General features: G+C 49.1%; 16 protein-coding genes. 11 read left to right on the plus strand and 5 right to left on the minus strand.

Annotation, left to right across the window (positions count from 1 at the left end):
- Positions 1-106: 106 nt before the first annotated feature.
- Entirely contained in the window at positions 107-2,029 is a 1,923-nt protein-coding gene (gene ftsH / locus NC980_RS05270; protein ID WP_190378017.1) for an ATP-dependent zinc metalloprotease FtsH, read from the plus strand.
- A gap of 471 nt (positions 2,030-2,500) precedes the next feature.
- Positions 2,501-4,609, plus strand: coding sequence for a TIGR00300 family protein (locus NC980_RS05275; RefSeq protein WP_190377733.1), 2,109 nt, complete (start codon positions 2,501-2,503; stop codon positions 4,607-4,609).
- Positions 4,610-4,676: 67 nt separating this feature from the next.
- Here the strand turns inward: NC980_RS05275 and NC980_RS05280 are convergent, their stop codons facing one another.
- Positions 4,677-6,050, minus strand: coding sequence for an MATE family efflux transporter (locus NC980_RS05280; RefSeq protein WP_190377734.1), 1,374 nt, complete (start codon positions 6,048-6,050; stop codon positions 4,677-4,679).
- Between the two features lie 190 nt (positions 6,051-6,240).
- Here NC980_RS05280 and NC980_RS05285 point away from each other — a divergent pair, with 190 nt between their 5' ends.
- Positions 6,241-6,792 (plus strand): peroxiredoxin, encoded by a 552-nt coding sequence (locus NC980_RS05285; protein WP_190377735.1) that lies wholly within the window; start codon positions 6,241-6,243, stop codon positions 6,790-6,792.
- Positions 6,793-6,830: 38 nt separating this feature from the next.
- The gene (locus tag NC980_RS05290; RefSeq protein WP_190377736.1) at positions 6,831-8,012 is read left to right on the plus strand and encodes an FAD-binding oxidoreductase; all 1,182 of its coding nucleotides are present in this window, start codon (positions 6,831-6,833) and stop codon (positions 8,010-8,012) included.
- Here NC980_RS05290 and NC980_RS05295 read toward each other — a convergent pair.
- The 3 genes from NC980_RS05295 to NC980_RS05305 all read right to left on the minus strand — a co-directional run bounded on the left by NC980_RS05295 (position 7,996) and on the right by NC980_RS05305 (position 11,399).
- Entirely contained in the window at positions 7,996-9,606 is a 1,611-nt protein-coding gene (locus NC980_RS05295) for a DUF3352 domain-containing protein (RefSeq protein ID WP_190377737.1), read from the minus strand. The genes NC980_RS05290 and NC980_RS05295 overlap by 17 nt on opposite strands.
- A gap of 30 nt (positions 9,607-9,636) precedes the next feature.
- Positions 9,637-10,893 carry an S-layer homology domain-containing protein gene (locus NC980_RS05300; protein WP_347272644.1) on the minus strand — a complete coding sequence of 419 codons (1,257 nt, stop codon included), beginning with the start codon at positions 10,891-10,893 and terminating at the stop codon, positions 9,637-9,639.
- Between the two features lie 68 nt (positions 10,894-10,961).
- Positions 10,962-11,399: a hypothetical protein gene (locus NC980_RS05305; protein ID WP_190377738.1), complete on the minus strand. Its 438-nt coding sequence runs from the start codon at positions 11,397-11,399 to the stop codon at positions 10,962-10,964.
- Between the two features lie 235 nt (positions 11,400-11,634).
- Here NC980_RS05305 and NC980_RS05310 point away from each other — a divergent pair, with 235 nt between their 5' ends.
- The 3 genes from NC980_RS05310 (at position 11,635) to NC980_RS05320 (ending at position 14,830) form a co-directional block, all read left to right on the plus strand.
- On the plus strand, positions 11,635-11,943 hold the full coding sequence (locus NC980_RS05310; RefSeq protein ID WP_190377739.1) for a hypothetical protein: 309 nt from the start codon (positions 11,635-11,637) through the stop codon (positions 11,941-11,943).
- 142 nt (positions 11,944-12,085) lie between these two features.
- Positions 12,086-13,507, plus strand: coding sequence for a glycosyltransferase family 2 protein (locus NC980_RS05315; RefSeq protein WP_190377740.1), 1,422 nt, complete (start codon positions 12,086-12,088; stop codon positions 13,505-13,507).
- A gap of 171 nt (positions 13,508-13,678) precedes the next feature.
- A complete protein-coding gene (locus NC980_RS05320; RefSeq protein WP_190377741.1) occupies positions 13,679-14,830 on the plus strand; it encodes an MltA domain-containing protein in 1,152 nt (383 codons plus the stop codon).
- A 12-nt stretch (positions 14,831-14,842) separates the two neighbouring features.
- Here the strand turns inward: NC980_RS05320 and NC980_RS05325 are convergent, their stop codons facing one another.
- On the minus strand, positions 14,843-16,108 hold the full coding sequence (locus tag NC980_RS05325; RefSeq protein WP_190377742.1) for a glycosyltransferase: 1,266 nt from the start codon (positions 16,106-16,108) through the stop codon (positions 14,843-14,845).
- Between the two features lie 279 nt (positions 16,109-16,387).
- Between NC980_RS05325 and NC980_RS05330 the strand changes: the two genes are divergently transcribed.
- From NC980_RS05330 to rpsP, 4 genes are all read left to right on the plus strand, one after another.
- Positions 16,388-17,947 (plus strand): glycosyltransferase family 39 protein, encoded by a 1,560-nt coding sequence (locus NC980_RS05330; RefSeq protein WP_190377743.1) that lies wholly within the window; start codon positions 16,388-16,390, stop codon positions 17,945-17,947.
- A 169-nt stretch (positions 17,948-18,116) separates the two neighbouring features.
- Positions 18,117-19,607: a signal recognition particle protein gene (ffh, locus tag NC980_RS05335; RefSeq protein ID WP_190377744.1), complete on the plus strand. Its 1,491-nt coding sequence runs from the start codon at positions 18,117-18,119 to the stop codon at positions 19,605-19,607.
- 472 nt (positions 19,608-20,079) lie between these two features.
- Positions 20,080-20,715, plus strand: coding sequence for an exopolysaccharide biosynthesis protein (locus NC980_RS05340; protein ID WP_190377745.1), 636 nt, complete (start codon positions 20,080-20,082; stop codon positions 20,713-20,715).
- A gap of 115 nt (positions 20,716-20,830) precedes the next feature.
- Positions 20,831-21,088, plus strand: a complete 258-nt coding sequence (rpsP, locus tag NC980_RS05345; protein WP_190377746.1) for a 30S ribosomal protein S16 — start codon at positions 20,831-20,833, stop codon at positions 21,086-21,088.
- The last annotated feature ends 4 nt before the right edge of the window (positions 21,089-21,092 follow it).

Here is a 21,092-nt window from a genome sequence, read left to right on the forward strand (position 1 = left end):
ACAGCCGATAAAGTACGGAAATCCTTACCTTTTGGCAGAGCGTTCCGACGGGAGCGATCGCAGTGCATTTTCTACAATGGAGAAAACGATTCGGGATAAATCCGCAATGCCAGTAGAAACAAACAATAAGCGCACTCAGCGCCCTCGGCAGTTCGGAGGCGGATTGCTGATTGTATTTGCGTTACTATTACTGCTGAATTTTGTGGTGCCAAGCTTTAGTTCACAATCTCAGCAAGTTGCTTATAGTGATTTCGTCTCTCAAGTGCGATCGGGCAATGTCGATCGGGCAATTATTGGAAACGACAAAATTGAATTCACACTGAAGTCAACACAACCTGCTCAGGATGGGACTCGTGCTCCGGTGTATACTACAGCTCCGGTGGCGATCGACCTCGATTTGCCGAAGATTCTGCGCGATAACAATGTTGAATTTAGCGCGCCTACGCCAAGTCCTTACGGCTGGATTGGTACAATTTTTAGCTGGGTGTTACCGCCGCTGATTTTCTTTGGAATCTACAGCTTCTTTATTAACCGTCAAGGAGGCGGAGCCGCAGCGCTCACCGTTGGAAAAAGTAAAGCCCGCATCTACTCAGAAGGCACAACGGGCGTGAAGTTTACTGATGTGGCAGGGGTAGACGAAGCTAAAGCCGAACTGCAAGAGATTGTTGATTTTCTCAAGAATGCGGAGAAATATTCACGCTTAGGGGCAAAGATCCCGAAAGGAGTCTTGCTGGTTGGGCCTCCTGGAACCGGAAAAACGATGTTAGCCAAAGCGATCGCTGGAGAAGCAGGGGTTCCATTCTTCTCGATCTCGGGTTCTGAGTTTATTGAACTGTTTGTTGGGGTTGGTGCTTCTCGCGTTCGTGACTTGTTTGAACAAGCGAAACAACAAGCGCCTTGTATCGTGTTTATCGATGAGTTAGATGCGCTTGGTAAGTCTCGCGGTTCTGGAAACTTCGCCGGTGGCAACGATGAACGCGAACAAACGCTAAACCAGTTACTGACTGAGATGGATGGCTTTGATGCGAATACGGGTGTGATTCTGCTGGCAGCAACCAACCGCCCAGAAGTGTTAGATCCAGCGCTGCGTCGTCCTGGACGGTTCGATCGTCAAGTAGTCGTCGATCGTCCTGACAAGATTGGGCGTGAAGCGATTCTCAACGTTCACGCTCGCAACGTCAAATTAGCAAGCGATGTTGATCTTTCAACGATCGCGGTTCGCACTCCTGGATTTGCAGGTGCAGACTTAGCCAACTTAGTGAATGAAGCAGCGCTGCTTGCGGCTCGAAACAATCGCGATTCTGTGGTGATGGCAGACTTCAATGAGGCGATCGAGCGTGTGATCGCAGGACTTGAGAAGCGATCGCGCATCTTGAACGAAACTGAGAAGAAGATTGTCGCCCATCATGAAGTGGGACACGCGCTGATTGGGGTATTGATGCCCGGCGCGGGTAAGGTTGAGAAAATCTCGATCGTCCCGCGTGGCGTAGGTGCATTAGGCTACACGCTGCAATTACCAGAAGAAGATCGCTTCCTCATGGCAGAAGACGAAATTCGGGGACGGATTGCCACTTTGCTAGGCGGTCGATCGGCAGAAGAAGTCATTTTCGGTAAGGTTTCAACCGGAGCCAGTGACGACATTCAAAAAGCCACGGATCTTGCGGAACGCACTGTGACTATCTACGGCATGAGCGAGGAGTTAGGCCCGGTTGCCTTTGAGAAAATGCAGCAGCAGTTCATCGAAGGATACGCTCCTTCGCGTCGTCAGATCAGCGCGAAAGTGACTGAAGAAATCGATCGCGAAGTCAAAGCGATCGTCGATAACGCGCATCACATTGCCTTAGCGATTCTGAAGAACAATCGATCGCTGCTGGAAGAACTATCTCAATCCTTGCTGGAGCGAGAAGTGCTTGAAGGTGAAGCATTGCGGGCTGAGTTAAGTCGAGTACAACCGCCTGCTGAACTAGAAGCTTGGTTAAAGACGGGTAAGGTTACTGAAAATGCGACAGAGTTGCACGCCGTTGCATAATGAACGATCGAAAAACTTCTAATCATCTTCAAACGCAGCGCGAAAACACACCGTGTGAATACGGATTCTCTGACATGATTCTCGAAGCTTCCAGCGTTTTGCAAACCACATTTCGGTGATTCTACAGATGAGGAATTGCATCGGCGCTGCGATGATTAGCGCATAAGTCATTTCATTAGAGAGTATCAACTTTCACAGCTACCAGCCCAGTGGTGTCGCGCCACTGGGTTTTTTGTATCCCAATTTTTTGTATCCCAATTTGATGTGGTTTGATTTGTGAATAACGCCTTTCAAACTATTCCCTAAAATTTGTCGAGAACCACTCCCTTTTGTTCATAGAATGGATTGGATTCACGCTTTCTAACACGAACCGTGTCCTAGAGCTTCCGTATTGACCGATACAACTTCGCGGATCAAACTCACGTTCACTCTTGTAGATTGCCTAGATTATCCCATTACCCAGATTTTTCTATGACCTCCTCGATTCGGATTCTGATGTGTGCGCCTGACCATTACGATGTGGATTATGTGATTAATCCGTGGATGGAAGGCAACATTCACAAGTCTTCACGCGATCGCGCGGTGGAACAATGGCAAGGACTGCATCACTTGATCAAGGAACACGCGATCGTTGATTTGGTGCCGCCTCAGAAGGGCGTTCCAGACATGGTATTCACCGCAAATGCAGGCTTAGTTCTCGGTGAAACTGCTGTTCTCAGTCGCTTCTACCACAAAGAGCGCCAAGGCGAAGAACCGTATTTCAAAGCTTGGTTTGAGGAGAATGGCTTTACGGTTCACGAACTGCCGCCAGAATTGCCGTTTGAAGGCGCGGGCGATGCACTGTTCGATCGCGAAGGTCGCTGGCTTTGGGCGGGATATGGCTTTCGGTCAGAACTCGATTCGCATCCTTATTTAGCAAAATGGCTCGATGTCGAGGTGCTATCGCTGCGATTAATGGACGATCGGTTTTATCATCTCGATACTTGCTTCTGCCCGTTGAACAATGGCTATCTGCTGTACTATCCACCTGCTTTTGATGCGTATTCTAATCGGTTGATCGAAATGCGGGTTCCGGCTGAAAAGCGCATTGCAATCTCTGAGCCAGATGCCGTCAACTTTGCTTGTAATGCGGTAAACGTGGATCACATTGTGATTATGAACAAAGCCAGCGCAGACCTGAAACAGCGCTTGGCAGATGCAGGATTTCAGGTACTAGAAACCCCGCTAACCGAATTTCTCAAAGCTGGGGGTGCCGCGAAATGCTTAACGTTGCGCGTGACAGAACCCGTCCGTGTGGAACTCCATGCGAGTGCGACGATCGAAAGCCGAGTTGTGCAACTTGATGGTCACTTGCTCGATTCAGGTGTGATCAATCGCGCGCTCGATATCATTGTCGAAGCAGGCGGTAGCTTCCAAGTCTTGAACTTCAACTTAGGGACTCAGCGGCAAAGTACCTCATCGGCAGAAGTGAAAGTCACGGCTCCATCGCATGAAGTGATGGAAACGATTATGTCGCAGTTGATTGATCTGGGTGCATTGCCGCGTCCTCAAGAAGTCTGTGATGCCGAGCTTGAACCTGTCATTCAAAATGGCGTTGCGCCCGATGATTTCTATGTGACCACGATTTACCCAACTGAAGTTCGAGTCAACGGTGAATGGGTAAAAGTCGATCGTCAACGCATGGACGGCGCGATCGCGGTTTCTCCGGATGGTCAATCCGCACAATGTAAATTGCTGCGAGATTTGACGACGAGCGATCGTGTCGTGGTCGGAGTCGAAGGCATTCGCACAATCCGTAAGTCATCCTCGCGTGAACAACGCAACACTCAGGAATTCAGCTTTATGGGTGCAGGTGTATCGAGCGAACGGCGGGTTGAATTAGTCGTCGAGCAAATCGCTTGGGAACTGCGGCAAATTCGAGATCAAGGCGGTCGTGTAGTTGTAACAGCAGGGCCTGTTGTGATTCACACAGGCGGTGGTGAACATCTAGCGAAACTGATTCGGGAAGGCTATGTTCAGGCGCTTTTGGGTGGAAATGCGATCGCGGTTCACGACATGGAACAATCGCTGCTAGGAACGTCGCTCGGTGTGGATATGAAGCGCGGCGTTTCAGTGCGGGGTGGACATCGCCATCACTTGAAGGTGATTAACATGGTGCGCCGTTACGGTAGCATTGCCAAAACGGTTGAAGCAGGTGTTCTCAAGAACGGTATTCTCTATGAGTGCGTTCGTAATAACATCCCGTTCTCGTTAGCGGGATCAATCCGAGATGATGGCCCGTTACCCGATACGAAAATGGATTTGATCGAAGCACAGCAGGATTATGCTCGTTTGATTGAAGGGGCAGACATGATTTTGATGCTGTCTTCGATGCTGCACTCGATCGGAGTTGGGAACATGACTCCTTCTGGTGTGAAGATGGTCTGTGTGGATATTAATCCAGCCGTAGTGACGAAGCTGAGCGATCGAGGTTCGATCGAATCGATCGGCGTGGTGACAGATGTAGGATTGTTCCTAAGCTTGTTGATCCAACAGCTTGAGAAACTAACCAATCCGTATCAGATTGCTGAGAAAGTTTAGGTGTGAACTATCGCTAAAACAATGAGACATCTGGAGGAGATTCTGGATGTCTCATTGTTTTAACCTATCAACTCGCATTCGCAATTCGATTCGAGGTCAATCGTTGAAATCGCCATACAAACGCAACAGCCGCGATCGCAACCGAAAGCAAAATCCCCAGCCACAATCCGACTCCGCCTAGCTGCAACGGAAACGCCAGCACATAAGCCGTAAACAATCCCACGCACCAATAGCACAGCAAACTCACGATCATCGGAACACGAGTATCTTTCAAACCTTGCAGCGCACCATACGCAATCTTTTGCACCCCATCAAAGAAGTGCGCGATCGCTCCAATCCGCAACATTGAGACCGCTAATCCAATGACTTCCGCATTTTCTTGTGACTGAACATCAAGATATAGTCCGACGATCGGGCGCGGAAAGAGTACCAGCAACAGTGCAATCAATCCTGTCCAAATCGCTCCGACGCTGAGACTTACTTTTCCTGCCTGCCAAATGCCCACAGGATTACGCTGTCCCAACCATTGTCCGATTCGCGCTGTGGTCGCAAACGACATTCCCAATGGAACCATAAAGATCAGATTGATTGTCTGCATCACAATCTGATGTGCTGCTAAACCCGTTGCACCCCAAAGTCCCATTGCATAGGTCAAAGCGGTGTAAACACTAATCTCAAGCGCGGAGAACACACCGATCGGAATGCCAATCTTGAGCAATTCGTAAATCTCCTGCGGTTGAGGCGGATAGATACGATCGCAGAATCGATATTGCCTTAACTTCGGATGGCTCAAGACATAGCCGACCAGCGCGAGAAACATGCCCCACAAGCTCAGCACGCTTGCGATCGCGAGTCCTGCTAACTCTAAACGCGGAAACCCAAATTGACCAAACCCCAGCACATAGTTGCCAACAATGTTAAACAAAGTTCCAGCAATCACAATGATCATAATCGGGCGGGTTTCAGAAATTGCTGCAACCACACCCCGCAGCATGGCAAACCCCAAAAATGGAAACACACTCCACAGCAAAATATCGAGATAAACATTTGCTAGTTTGACGATCGCCACTTCTTGACCCAAGGATTGCATCACGGAATCGAATAGGGCGATCGCAATCATCAGCGGAATGGTCAACCCCGCACAGAGCCAAAGTCCTTGGCGCGTGACTTGCTCAATTCGCGCTTTGTCTCCTGCGCCATATGCTTCTGCTACCAGTGGACTTACGCCCATTGCAATCCCACTCGCAGTGACTACAAACGAAAAAAATGTAATCGTTGCTAATGCGCCCGCCGCTAGAGTCTCTTGCCCCAAATGCCCCATCATCACGGTATCGACAAACCCAGTTGCAAGTTGGGCAACTTGAGCGCTGGCGAGTGGGACTGCAAGTTGTAAAAACGCTTTGAGTTCCTTACGGATACTGACTTTAGAAGCTAAAACCATCTACTTTCGTTACATTTTTTCGTAATTGCTTCTTCTACAATGACAGATGCAAAACCCTGCGAGATACCCAGAATTGGTCAGTCTTACAAAGTTCTGCTGTAAGACATAGATACGATTGCGCTCCTATCCCGAAATCCTAGCGGTCATCAATCACGGTAGACTCTAATTAAGTTTTGTTTCAATAAGTTCTATGCTGCATCGAAATTTGATTAAGGGTTTGGTTGTGAGTGTCTGTGCGATCGTCATGAGCTTGAATCTAACGATTCCTGCGTTTGCAATGGGTGGAACACTGCCATCGATCGATCAGCCCGCACCGGAATTCGCGCTACCGAGTAATGAAGGGAGCGGAGCGGTTTCGCTTTCAGACTATCACGGTAAATGGGTCGTTGCTTATTTTTATCCGGCTGACTTTACTCCGGGTTGCACCTTAGAAGCGCGGAAATTTCAGGAAGATATGCCGAAATATCTCGATCGCAACGCTCAAATTCTGGGGATCAGTGCAGATGACGTGAACTCTCATGCAGATTTCTGCGATTCGGAAGGCTTGAGATTTCCGCTCCTTGCTGATGCCAAGGGAAAAGTCAGCAAGGCTTACGGATCTTGGATGGGAGCGCGATCAGCGCGTCATACCTTCATCATTGATCCAGAAGGAACACTTCGAGCCACTTTTACAGGTGTGAACCCGATCATTCATAGTCGCGAAGTGCTTGCAAAACTGGATGAACTGCAAAAAGCGGGTTAGTCCGAAGATCAATTCGCCCTATCATTCCTCATCTTTTTATGCAGACTTACGATTGGATTGTGATCGGTGCTGGCATTACTGGCGCATCGCTCAGCTATGAACTGACGCAGCAAGGCTTTTCGGTGCTTCTCCTAGAGGCTGATCCGAATTCTCAATCTGCAACTCGATTAAGTTACGGAGGCATTGCTTACTGGTCAGGCACAACCGATCTAACCCGCCAACTCTGTGCTGAAAGTAAAGCGATTTACCCAACACTCTCGGCTGAATTGGACGGCGAAACAGAATTTCGTGAAATTGATTTATTGCTGACGATCGCCCCCGAATCCGATCCTGCAAAACTGGTCGCCGCCTACGCCAATTTTGCGACACCACCCCAATTCCTCACCGTTGAAGCCGCTTGTGACCTCGAACCCTTACTTGATCCAACTGGAATTGCTGGAGCGCTCACGGTTAAACATGGGCATATCGATGCGGGAAAAACAGCACAGGCTTACATTGGAGCAATGCAGCGAACGCGGAGCGCGGTGCAAGCATCGAGCGGGACTTACAAGATTGCTACGGTGACAAACTTAATTGAAGGTGGAGTCAACACTACAGAAGGCGAGTTCTTTGGGGAAAATGTGGTGTTTTGTCTGGGTGGAGTGACGCGGCAATTCTTGAAAAAAGCGGGAATTGCGATCGCCCAATATTTCACCCATGCTGAAATCATCGAGATTCCAGCCACGGATTTACGCCTCAGTACCTTAGTGATGCCTGCTGAAGCGGAACGATTTCAACTCGAAGCGAATGCCAGTCGAGATGATGTGATTTGGGATCAACCGGGAGCAGAACCTGCACCTGCTATTCTCGATGCTGGAGCCGTACAATTTCTCGATGGACGGCTGCTGATTGGACAAGTCAGCCGCACCTTAACTGATCCGAATGCAGCGATCGATGCAACTCAAAGTGAAGCAGACTTGCGAAAGAAGATTAGTCGGGTGTTGCCGAAAGTTGGAGCGTTAGCGGGCAATTGGCAGCATTGTTTAGTGGCATTTAGCGGCGATCGTCTCCCCCTGGTGGGCAAGATTCCAGGGCGCGAAAATCTTCATGTTTTCTCAGGATTTGGTAATCCGCTGGCGATCGTGCCGCCTCTAGCGCGTCGTTTTGCACGTCAAGCAAAAGGTGAACCTGATTCACTGCTAAATCAGGTTTCACTCGATCGCTTCAACTCAGTTGGATAAACACACCACCACGCTGCACCCCGGAGCGATTGCCGTAGTTACTAATCGTTAACGATCGTAGATGTTCAAAAATTGGCGCGGCTGCGAGTTCTGCAACTTTAAGAATCGGTAATTGCTGCTCTAAAATCGGTTGTGCCGTTTCCCAATCAACGTATAGATAACCGATATTCTCTTTTTGTAACGCTGCGATCGCTTGATCGAATATTTTGCTATTTGCTAAGACGTTCTTTTTCGCATTCAGAATCGTATTCATCGCATTCATCGAAGTTGCGAAAACTTCGTAGTTTTCGATCGTTGTGTGAACTCCAACCACTTCAGCATCAATTTTCTTGGCGGCATTTGTAGAATCCAATCGCGTCCAAATCGATACAGGTTGATCTCCAACTTGCAGCGTTCCTGCCGTAATCCCTTGTGCTTTACCCAAGTCGTCAAGATGTGCGATCGCGCTGTCCGCATCTGCGGTTTTCTCTGCCACAAACACCCAATCCGATGATTTCGCATTTGGAATCAATGCCAACGCATATTCACCTTTGACCCAGCTAAAAATATCTTGCGGTAAGTTTAGATTCCATCGCTTTCCAAGTGACGTGATCGGGGAATCAATCCATTTCGAGACAAGCTGATCGCTTGATAATCCTGACCACAACTGATCTAAATTCACTCCGGCTGCTGAAACGGGCGCGATCGCGGGAATGTATTTCAGCGCATCGATCGCCTGTTTCGATAAATGAGACTTTGTACCGCTCCGAATCAGCGCAGTCTCCGCAACTAATCCTTTGCGATCCAAACCGAGCGCGATCGCGGCAGAGCCAGCCTCTTTAATGTCCTGGCCATTCAACGCGGCCAACTGCGGCAGATTTGCAAACACAACGCCAACTCGCCCATGATCGAGCGCTGCGATCGCCTGCTGATATTCGCTTGAATTCTCCAAATTAAGTTCTACGGCTTGAACATTATTAATCGCATTCCGCAGCACTTTCGGACTATTCGCAAACAGCACAAACTGACGACCCACCACGGCGGTTGCGATCGTCATTGGTACAGATTCCGTCTCTACTTTGCCGTAGATAATCTTCGTACCTTTATAATCCTCAAACGCTAAATTGGCTCCAGCAATCGCACGTTTTTGCCAGAAAAGCTGAAGAAACTCCCGCGATCGCTCGGTATCCTTAGTCGCCAACGCCAGCAAGTAACCTGCTTCTTTGCCGTTTTCGTCATCGCGATCGACATCCAGACTGGTAATCGCTGCGGTAATCTCATCGCCTAACCACGGCTTCACATCTCGTTGATAATCCAGCTCCGCCCCCAAAATGCCTTGCTCAAACCGCTCAAATTCCTGGCGCGTCGCAGCACGATCGCTCGGTTTTGCCGCCACTTGACGCAAACTCTCTAATCGGTCTGGATTGACTAACAACGAAGCCATCAGAGGCGCTTGCCTGGAAACAAACATCGCCGCAGTCGGCGTACTCTTTGGGCTGCCCTTGAGTAAACTGAACGGACTTTGAGCGAAAATCCAGCTAAACCCGATCGTTGCCACTAGCAGGAGAACGACCGCGATCGCAGCCACGGCATTGAGAAAAGAGCGAAACTTCATAATCGTAAGATCACTTTCTGTCCAGAAACATTATCCGGGCTTTGCCCCACCTTTCAACGCCTCTTGAGCAGAAATCCCATCGCCTTGAAATCCAAAGTACCAAAGTACCGCTGCTGCTTCCGCACGAGTCACCGATCGTTTCGGCTGAAAGAGTGTCGTATACCCAAAAGCACGCCGAATGTTGGATTGATCCCCATTTTGAAAATCAGCATACACGGCTCTAAGTGCTCTTGGATCAATCCGATTGGCATCCTGAAATCCCCAAGATTGCTTCACAGATTCGATCGTGGCATTCGGTAACGCTTGCCGCGTATCCACCGGAATCTTCCACAAAATTAAGTCTTCTCGACTCAGGGGCGCATCCGGGCGAAATAACGCAGCCCCACTATTGCCAGACAACGGACTCGGAATTAACCCCGCTTCTGCCAATCCTTGAATCGCCCCAAAATCTGGATCTTTGGCGTTGACATCCCGGAATGCAGCTTGCCCCGTATTCACCGCTAATCGAATTTGACGAGCGGGACGATCGCTGTAAATCCGATTGTTTGCTGTCACAAGCCACCGCGCATAAACGCGGCGAGTAATGTTTTTATTCGGATCAAAGCGGTTATTGTTTGACTTCGCTTGAGTGTCGAAGATGCCAAGCTGAGCTAAGTCTTTGAGATAGCTACGGAGTTCCTGCGGTGCTTTATCCAGGTCGGAAAATTGAGTGCTAGAAGTATCCGCAGGTGGAGCGGCATTAGTCTGCAGCACAGGTCCAACAAAGTTAGGATCACCCGGTTTTAGTGCAGTATTGGGAGTTTGATTCGCTTCGGACTTCGTTTCGATCGTAAAATTCGTTCCATTCTGCGCTGACTGAGCGCTGATCGCGACTTTCAAGCCCTGCCGCGAGGCAATCAACTGCCCTTGATCAGCGTTCTGCTGATCGAGCGTCCACCCGTTCTTTTGCAGTTCATCCCGGTAGAAATTGAAGACGCGATCGCGAGCGTCCGAGCTTTTCCATCGAGCCACCAAATCAGCGCTCTGCTCAGTGGGGAGTTCACCCGTTGATTGGGCATCAATCAGCGTGGCATTTGGATACTTGGGAATCTCTGCCGGAAACTTCGGGGGCAATTGGACGAGCGGTTGACTCGAAGCTTGCGGACTCGGCGATCCATCGAGTCGCGGGTCAGCCGCAAGTGAATCCCGCAGCGAATTTGCGCCGGGAAGGTTAGAACAACTGGATAAGGGCAACACACATAGCATTGCCAACCCAAAAGAAGCCGTTAATTTCTGAAGCGGTATCACGATCAACTGTCTATCACCACTCCTCAACACTAGCGCAAATCGCTCTGGGTTTGGGTTGTGTGTTTGAGTTAGTCACGATCGTCGTCAAGAATCTTTTGTAAGCGCGATCGCTCCATTAAATAGTAGTCAGATAGTCCGGTGCGAGTTGCTTCGAGTTCTTGCGATTCTTCGGAAAAAATCTCAAATTTCTTAAACCACCAGTCCAATGTTGTTGGAAATTTCACGTCTTCTTGCGCCGCTTGTAAAAGTTCAAGAGCGCGTTCTCTGATGCTGTCATTGGGTGTAATGTCATCGTCTTGCAGCAGGGCGCAACCTCTTTCTCGCAGCCTAGAGCGAATTTCAGCAGAAGAAAGTTTGAGGCACTCCGGAGAAATATCGCCAAGGAGCAATCCGCGATCGGTGTAGAGCAAGAGCCGAATTTTACCCATCTCGAAGGGAGTGTTGCGGATAGTGCAGAGCAGTTTTTTAGGGCGGATTGTTAACTTTCGATCTAATTGAATTCTCATATGCGGAATGAGAGGTTAAGGAGCTTTAATGCTCTTAAATTAACGGATTTTATCCTCAAACCTTAAGAGGTTTTGCAATTCTCTATATTAAAAACTGTTTTCTTTGAGCTTAAAGAATTTTATCTTCTGTAATCTAGATGACACTTCAATGGTACTTAATTTGTTTACGATCCAACGACTGCTGCGTCATTTTTCGCGTTGCCTGATAGAATACCCATGTGTTTAAGGATACTGAGTGAACCTGCAATCTGTGTCGCGATCGGATATTTTGTATGTGATTGATCACTGCTGGATGGTTGAAGATCCGCGTGTCGATGAGTATGCTTATCAATTTCTCAGAATTCAAGATCGACATCGGGTTCAGTTTGAGCAGGCATTTGAATGTGCTGATGAGAACCAGTATGAAGCGATCAAGCGTCAGTTAGACGAAATTCGCGAAGAGCGCGATCGCGCAGAAGAAATTCTTTACTGGCTGTTTTTAGACTCCGAACTGCGGCAATGTGGAAAGTCTGTGCCAGATTTGTGGGAAGAAAAAGCCCATTAGGAGCGCTAGAAGAAATCCGCGCAAATGAGCGATCGCACGGTAAGCTGTCAATGTAGCGAAAACTTTACGATTCGATTTGAATCTTTAGTGACACGAAACTTTAGCGACACGAAACACTTACTGGGCGTTAGACACTGCAACTATGTCCGAGCAATCTTGGCAAGAAAACGATTCTTTTGAGCTTGAGGCGTTGACCGCATTAATGACGGAGTTACCCGATCCGGAAGAACCGAAAACCTTTCGCGGATTTCAAGGACGTAGGAAGAAAGCGGCGGTCGTGTTTGCTGCGATTTGGGGCAGTACGATCGCGCTGCATCTAATGGCATGGGGCTACTGGTTGGTTTTGGGTGTGACCACGTTGATGAGCCTTCATGCGGCTCGATTGATTCTGGCGCGTCCTTGCAGCTTGCCTAAACCGCTCGAAGATGATGATGCTTTCCCAAGGGTGTCGCTGATGGTGGCAGCCAAAAACGAAGAAGCGGTCGTTGGGCGCTTAGTCGAAATGCTGTGCGGATTGGATTATCCAAACGATCGCTACGAAGTTTGGATCATCAACGACGACAGTAGTGATCAAACGGCTGAAATTCTCGATCAGTTAGCAACGCAGTACCCGCAGTTAAACGTATTTCATCGTCCCGCCAATGCAGGCGGTGGTAAATCCGGCGCGCTGAATCAGGTATTGCCGCTCACACAAGGCGAATTCATTGTTGTGTTTGATGCGGATGCTCAAGTAGAACCCGATTTTCTCCGGCGCGTATTGCCTGTGTTCGATCGCGGTGATGTCGGTGCAATCCAGGTTAGAAAAGCCATTATTCAAGCCGAGCCAGAGTTTCATTCAAAAGATGCAAATAACTTCTGGATTCGAGGACAAATGGCAGAAATGGCGCTGGATGCGTTTATTCATCAGCAGCGTTCGACGATCGGTGGATTGGGTGAACTGCGCGGCAATGGTCAACTGGTACGCCGAGAAGCGTTGATCGATTGCGGCGGCTGGAACGAGGAAACGATCACCGATGATTTGGACTTGACTTTCCGGCTGCATCTGAATCAGTGGGATATTGAAGTGGTGACGGAGCCTGCGGTGTATGAAGAGGGTGTGACGAGCGCGATCGCGCTTTGGCATCAACGAAATCGCTGGGCGGAAGGTGGCTATCAGCGCTATCTCGACTACTGGCGGTTAATTTTGCAAAACCGCATGGGAACCCGCAAAACGCTGGATCTGGCGATGTTTTGGACGCTTCAGTATGTGATGCCGACTGCTGCAATTCCCGATTTTCTCATGGCAGTGCTGCGTCACCGAATGATGCTGACCAGTCCGATTTCCGCGATGATGATGTTGCTGTTTTTATTCAGCGCGATCGGGGGCTTGCGCCGTGTTCGACGGCTCAAGAGTGCAAAACATCAATCGTTGCTCGATTGGGCAACGCTGATGGTTCAGGGTTTGCGGGGTGCGATTTATATGCTGCACTGGTTTGCGATCGTGTCTACGGCAACGTTGAGAATGTCAATTCGCTCGAAGCGCTTGAAGTGGGTGAAAACAGTGCATCGTGGCGCAGACGATTAGGAACTTGCGCGAATTTTCTGAGTCAAATGGCATTGACATAAGTTTGATAAAAGCCTTTGGCTTGCGTTGAAGTCTGCGGAAAGCCCCCTAAATCCCCCACGAGTGGGGACTTTGATTGTTTTATGAACGTCTGGTGGGGCAAATCCGATCGTGTTCTTATCCGAATCATTCATGAAACGATCGCTCATTCTCAGTTTGTTACTTTTTGGCGTGCCGACTGTTCCGCTGCTGGCACAGCCCAAACCGATTACTGCTCCGGTTCAAGTACCACTCAAACCGCTCGTGAAATCTCTGGTCGCAATTGATGATCAGATTTTGCGCGATCGTCGAGCCATGCTAAGCGCGATTGATCACAGCTTGCGATACTTAGAAACTCCGAAAGCAATTCAAGCCTATGAGAAATATCCGGTCAAAACCGTTACTCGCGATCGCGTAATTCGCAGCTTGAAGCGCTTTCGACAATTGCTGTTAACCGCGAAATCGAACCGAGCGCTATCAAGAGCGATCACACGAGAATTTGTGTTTTATCAATCGATCGGCAAAGACAACCAAGGAACGGTTGCGTTTACGGGGTATTTTGAGCCAGTTCATACCGCTAGTCGCACTCAAACCGCTACCTATCGTTACCCGTTATACTCACTTCCCGCTGACTTCTCACAGTGGAAAAAGCCACACCCAACCCGATTAGAGCTAGAAGGTACAGACGGATTACAGAGTGGTAAAGGTAAGCTGCGCGGCTCGGAATTAGTGTGGATGCGCGATCGACTAGAAGCCTTTTTGATTCAAGTTCAAGGCTCCGCCCGCCTAACGCTGACTGACGGAACCACAATGACGATCGGCGTTGCAGGATTAACCGATCAGCCCTACACCGGAATTGGGCGCGAATTAGTCAAAGACGGCAAGCTGAAGCTAAAGGAGCTAAACCTCCCGAACGTGCTGAAGTATTTTCAACAGAATCCAAAAGACCTAGATATCTATTTGCCTCGGAATCGTCGGTTTGTGTTTTTTAGAAATACCTCCGGAGCGCCCGCCTTGGGAAGTCTGGGAGTTCCGGTGACTGCCGATCGCTCGATCGCAACGGACAAATCACTCATGCCGCCCGGAGCATTAGCGTTGATTCAAACACAGCTACCGATTTTGAAGGCGGATCGGCAGTATGAGCCGCGATCGGTCAGTCGCTTTATGTTGGATCAAGATACAGGCGGCGCGATTATTGGCGCAGGACGAGTGGATATTTTCACCGGAACCGGAACCCAAGCAGGGAACGAAGCAGGGCTAATTAATGCAACCGGACAGTTATATTATCCGTTGTTGAAAAACTAAACTAACTTCAGTCTACTTCACTTCAGTCACACGCCAACTTAGCTTCAGGTTGATCCAGAAATTCCAGATGGTTACAGCGATGATTGCCAGGAAGTTTGCGACGTAGGCGTTGAGATGCAGACCGTTGAACAGGAGATTCAACAGCAAGATTTTCAGGATCAGCCCCATCAGACAGATGATGTTGAACTTCACAAACCGTTTAACAATCTGTCGCCGTTTTCGCTGCTGCTTAGAAAAATCTCTAAATGTCCAAAGATCGTTCCACAAAAAGTTATTGACGATCGCCAGTTCTGCCGCCAAAATCGCACTGCGAGTCAGTCCAAGTCCCAAGACATCATAAAGCAAGTAGAGCGCCGTCATATCCACTGCAAGCCCGCTAAATCCGACTAACGCAAAGCGGATAAAGCGCCCCAGTGGAAAATCCAATTTGTGTGAAATTCGCCCCAGCCGACCAGTTGAAAAGCGCAGCCGCAGTAGATGGTGAATGTAGTCTTTGTATTGCTTCCAGGTAACTTTACTTTCACCTTCTTCTCGCTCTTGGAAGACATATCCAACTTCCGCAACCTGTGCAATATCACCACGCCCTAGCACTTCGATCAGGATTTTGTAGCCCAATGGATTGAGAACTTGTCCTGCGATCGCGCTGCGTCTCACCATAAAATAGCCGCTCATCGGATCTGAAACTCGGCTAAGCACATTGGGTAAAATCACCAAGCCCAGCGTCTGAGCACCCCGTGACAGAAACCGTCGCACCGCGCTCCAGTCACTGACTCCGCCTCCTTCAACATGACGACTCGCAACCGCCACATCTGCACCCTGAGCGATCGCCGCAAATAGCTTCATCAACACTTCTGGCGGGTGCTGCAAGTCCCCATCAATCACACCCAACACTCGCCCTCTCGACGCTTGCCACCCCCGAATGACTGCGGTTGAAAGTCCTCGCTCGGTTTGACGACGCATCACGCGCAGATGCGGATAGTCTGGCATCAACGCTTGCGCCAGTTCCCAGGTGCGATCGGGGCTGTTATCATCCACTACAATCAACTCGTAATCATTCGGCAAAGCCTGATCGAGAAGATTACACAGAATCCGAATAATCCGGTGAATGTTGCCGCTTTCGTTGTAGGTCGGAACGATCAACGAAAGCTGAACCTGTTCAGTCAGTGTATCTGCCGAGTTGCGATCAACTCCGATTGAACTGAGTGATGCAAGGCCATCGATCCTGAGCGCACCAGAAGGTGTGGGAAGAAACGAGGAGTTTTCAGAAATGGTAGGCATAGGCGAAGCGAAGATCGCTGTGGAATCACTTCTGTAAATATATCGGAAGAAGATTTCTGAATCAGTAATTTTACGGGAGTTTCATAAAAAATCTCCTTCTGTGTAGTACGGATAAGGTTCCTATCCGATCGCCTAGACAGGTGTTCTGAACCGCTTTACAACCTTGTTAGAAAGTGCGATCATGTGCGGTTGCTCATGACTGTCGCCGAATTTCAGTAAGCTCGTCGATCGCGGGTTCTTCGCGCATTCGATATTTTCTCAAGACGAATGGTGTAGTTTATGACTTTCCCAAAACAGCTTCGTTTTCTAGTAATCCTGCTGCTTGTCGTGGGAATCTGCTTTAGATTTGTCAATCTTGATCTCAAATCTATCTCCTTTGATGAGTCTTACACCCTTCTACGCAGCACAGGTCACACTGAAGCGCAGATGTTTCAGGACATTGTGAATGAGCAAGTAATCGGTCGCGAAGACCTGATGAAGTATCAGCGGATGGATTTAAGCCGAACGACCACTGATGTAGTCACAAGTTTGGCAAAAGAAGAGCCGCAACTCCCGCCGTTTTATTTTGTGTTAACCCACTGGGGAATGCGGTTCCAGGACTCGATCGCAGTTGCCAGAGGGCTATCGGTCTTCTTTGGTCTGCTGGTGCTGCCTGCGGCTTACTGGTTAACCTGGGAATTGTTTGGCTCGTCGATCGCAAGCTTGATTACGACAGCCCTGATCACGCTTTCACCAGCCCATCTCGTTTATGCACAAGAGGCACGCCCTTACACTTTGTGGATCTTTCTGACCTTAGTGTCTAGTGCTGCACTGCTCCGCGCCCTGCGATACCCCTCGAATCGCCACTGGTGGCTTTATCGACTCACTCTAGTCGTCGGCGCTTACTCGTATCTCTATTTTGGTTTAGTGCTGGTGGCGCACTCAATCTACTTTTTATTCACACAAAAGCTCCAGTGGAATCAATCAGTCCGCCGATTTGCAGTCTCACTGCTAATGTGGGGACTGGCGCTTGCGAGTTGGATTGGATTCGCCATTCATAACAACTTTTCTCCACGCCATATTGCAGGCTTCTTCAATAACAGCGTCAGCTTGCAGCATTTGGTGAACCGCTGGGTAATCAACATTACGCGAGTTTTTCTAGATTATGGGCTGGGGTACCCCAAGTTTGATATTCCCTATCACGTTCCTTTTGCGCTGACCGCTCTCCTGCTCTCTGGCTACGCGCTTTATTACTTGTGGACGTATACTGAAAAGAAAACTTCGCTGCTGCTTTTGAGCTTGATCGGCATTCAAGTTGTGATGTTGATGCTGCCGGACTTAATTTTGAGAAGATATCGCTTTTCCGGTGAGACTCGCTATTTGTTTTTGATCTATTTGGGCATTCAATTTGCGATCTCCTATCTATTTACTAAAAAAATCGCTTCTGCTTCTAAACCACGCTGGCAATCGACAGTATGGCAAGCCGCACTGATTTGCGTTTTGTTAGCTGGCGTATTTTCTGGTGCAGCGAGTTCACAAGCCCCTTATTGGTGGAACAAAGCCATTCCAATCAATCCCCAGCAAACCGCCGCAATCATAGGACGGACTGCTGAGCCTTTAGTGGTAAGTAACACACCCTTTCCCAACCTGATCATCGCCTTGAGCTACGCCCTTGATCCAAAAACCAAGTTTCTGTTAGCAAAACCGGGTACGGCTCCGAAAATCCCCGATAACTTCACTGAAGTATTCTTATACGATGCTTACGAGCCTCTGTTATCAGACGTGCAAAAACAAGGCTACAAACTCGAGCCTTTTCCACTCACCGAGGAAGATAGATATTACAGGCTTGTGAAGCAATAACGAAGCGGTGAGTGGTGCGTTGTTCCCCTTTTCAGCCCCCCTACTCCCTATTCCTTTCGCAAATAGCGCGGACATTCCTAGTGATTAGGGATTTCCGTCCCTGTGATCGCGCCCCTCACGTCCAGAAACACGCTACTCTGGAAAAGATAACTCCTGATCAGTTCCTCCTATGTTTGACGCTCTTGCCGATCGCTTAGAACAAGCCTGGAAAAAAGTTCGCGGTCAAGACAAAATCACAGACTCGAATGTGAAAGATGCCTTGCGAGAAGTTCGTCGCGCTCTGCTCGAAGCCGATGTCAACCTGCAAGTGGTAAAAGATTTTGTCGCAGAAGTTGAACAAAATGCGCTTGGGGCAGAAGTCATTGCTGGAGTGCGGCCCGATCAGCAGTTTATCGAGATCGTCTACAACGAGCTTGTCAAAGTCATGGGCGATGCCAACGTCCCCTTGGCTGAGGCGGAGACGGCTCCAACGATCGTTCTCATGGCGGGTCTGCAAGGAACGGGTAAAACGACTGCCACTGCCAAGCTGGCGCTACACTTGCGGAAAGAAGATCGTAAAGCTTTATTGGTTGCCACAGATGTCTATCGACCGGCAGCGATCGACCAGTTAGTCGCGCTGGGCAAGCAGATCAATGTGCCTGTGTTTGAGTTGGGCAAAGATGCTGATCCAGTTGAAATTGCGCGTCAAGGGGTGGAAAAAGCGAGAGCTGACGGCTTTGATGTCGTGATCGTGGATACGGCTGGGCGTTTGCAGATTGACGAATCGATGATGGGCGAACTTAAGCGCATCAAAGACACAATTAAACCGCACGAAACGCTGCTGGTTGTGGATGCCATGACGGGTCAGGAAGCTGCAAACTTGACTCGGACGTTCCACGAGCAAATCGGTGTCACAGGTGCGATTCTGACCAAGATGGACGGCGATACTCGCGGGGGTGCAGCACTTTCGGTGCGTCGGATTTCAGGTCAGCCAATCAAGTTTATTGGGATCGGGGAAAAAGTGGATGCGTTGCAGCCGTTCTACCCCGATCGCATGGCATCGCGGATTCTTGGTATGGGTGATGTCTTGACGCTGGTGGAAAAAGCCCGCGAAGAAGTAGACATGGCAGAAGCCGAAAAAATGCAGGAGAAGATTCTCTCTGCACAATTTGACTTCACAGACTTCCTGAAACAAACCCGCCTGCTCAAGAACATGGGATCGCTCGGTGGTGTCATGAAGCTGATTCCGGGCATGGGCAAGATGGTGAATGAAGAACAGCTTCAAAAAGGCGAAGAGCAACTGAAAAAAGCCGAAGCGATGATCGGCTCGATGACTATTGAAGAGCGCAAAAATCCCGATTTGCTCTCCAATTCCCCCAGTCGCCGCAAGCGCATTGCTAGGGGTTCAGGTCACTCGGATAAAGAAGTCAGCGAACTGGTGACGAATTTCCAGAGAATGCGATCGATGATGCAGCAAATGGGTTCCGGTCAAATGGGCTTTCCTGGTATGGGCGGGATGCCGATGGGCGGACTTCCGAATCCGTTTGGTGGCGGTAATCCGTTCGGCGGCATGGGCGGTGGAATGCGTCCCCCTCAGCCTGGATATAGAGGCTATCAAGGCGGCGGCAAGAAGAAGAAAGGCAGCAAAGATAAGAAGAAGAAAGGCTTCGGTAACTTGTGAGGTTAGAGGCTAACGCGAAGCCCTGACTGTCGGGTTCGAGTGGGATGAGGAAAAAGCTAAATCTCATTCGCATTCTTAGCGTTCGACTCGCAACCTCATCAGAAAAAAGAATGTATGACCAAGGGCTCTAAACCAACCTTGGATTCTGATGGCGGAGAATTAAGCGCTGAGTATGATTTCAGCCGCGCAACTCGACGTAATCATCAGTGATTAACTTCACCAACAGTCAGAATTGAATTTGATGCCGGAGTAAAAGAAGCCAAAATTAAAACGGTTGAGGTTCGAGCAATCGTTGCAGAGGATGGCAATCTTACGATTCAACTTCCTAGCGACATTACACCTGGAGAACATCGAATTGTTTTGCTCCTTGAAGAATCAATTTAGTGGGGGTTATTTGCTGAGCATTGCTGTTTCAATCCTGTTCTGCTAATGCAAGCTCAACAGTAAAGGTTCTGAGATCGCCCTATCCAACATGAGCCAATTTCAAAACAACTCCCCGCCTCAGTTACATACTTCGGAAATGTTGCAGAATTTATTGCAGCAGCACGATCGCGAAACGATTCGTTTGGGTGAACTGATTGAGAGCTTAGGAAGTCGGGCGTTTGGGCCAACATTGTTAATTTGCGCGTTACCGGAAGCCTTGCCATTACCGATCGCAGGTGTTTCTGCCATTATCGGTCTACCGCTGGTCATTTTCTCAATTCAGTTACTGTGTGGTTTTTCCAGTCCGCGACTTCCGCGCTGGCTGGCAAATCGTAGTTTCAAGCGCAAAGATTTCGAGAAAATTGTCCGGCAAATTTTGCGGTACCTTCAAAAGTTTGAACGGTTGATTCGCCCGCGCTGGCACTTTGCAACAACGCCGTTCGTAGAACGATCGCTCGGCTTGCTGTTCCTGTTGCTTGCCTTTGTGATTGTGCTACCGATTCCGTTTGGGAATATCTTGCCTGCGATTGCGATCGTCGCGATTAGTCTCGGATTAATCGAAGCCGATGGCGTATTGGTTGTGTTTAGTACGATTGCTGCTCTAGTGATTCTTGCACTGATGACCGGCGCGATCGTCATTTTCTTCTCAAGCGTTTTTCAGTTCCTCTCAAGAAATATTCGTTGAAATCCGCCGCGATCGCGCTTATCTACCCTCACCGTGTTAGAATGTCTATTCCGGGAAGTATGGCAAAACGCCATATCACTTTGTAACTATTCATAAGGAGTCCTCGGTTCTAGTCATGCTCAAATTGAGATTAAAGCGCTTCGGTAAAAAGCGTGAAGCCAGCTATCGGATTGTCGTCGCTCAAAGCACCAGCCGGCGCGATGGTCGCCCTTTGGCAGAAGTCGGATTTTATAACCCCCGATCGGATGAAGTCCGCCTGGATGTGCCTGTGATTCTCGATTGGTTAAAGAAAGGCGCACAGCCGACCGACACCGTTCGCGACATCCTCTTCAAGAACAACGTGCTTGAGCAACTGAAATCTGAATCCGTCTAAGACT

Origin of the sequence: Leptolyngbya sp. AS-A5, from assembly GCF_039962495.1 — a bacterium.
Lineage (GTDB): Bacteria > Cyanobacteriota > Cyanobacteriia > Leptolyngbyales > Leptolyngbyaceae > Leptolyngbya.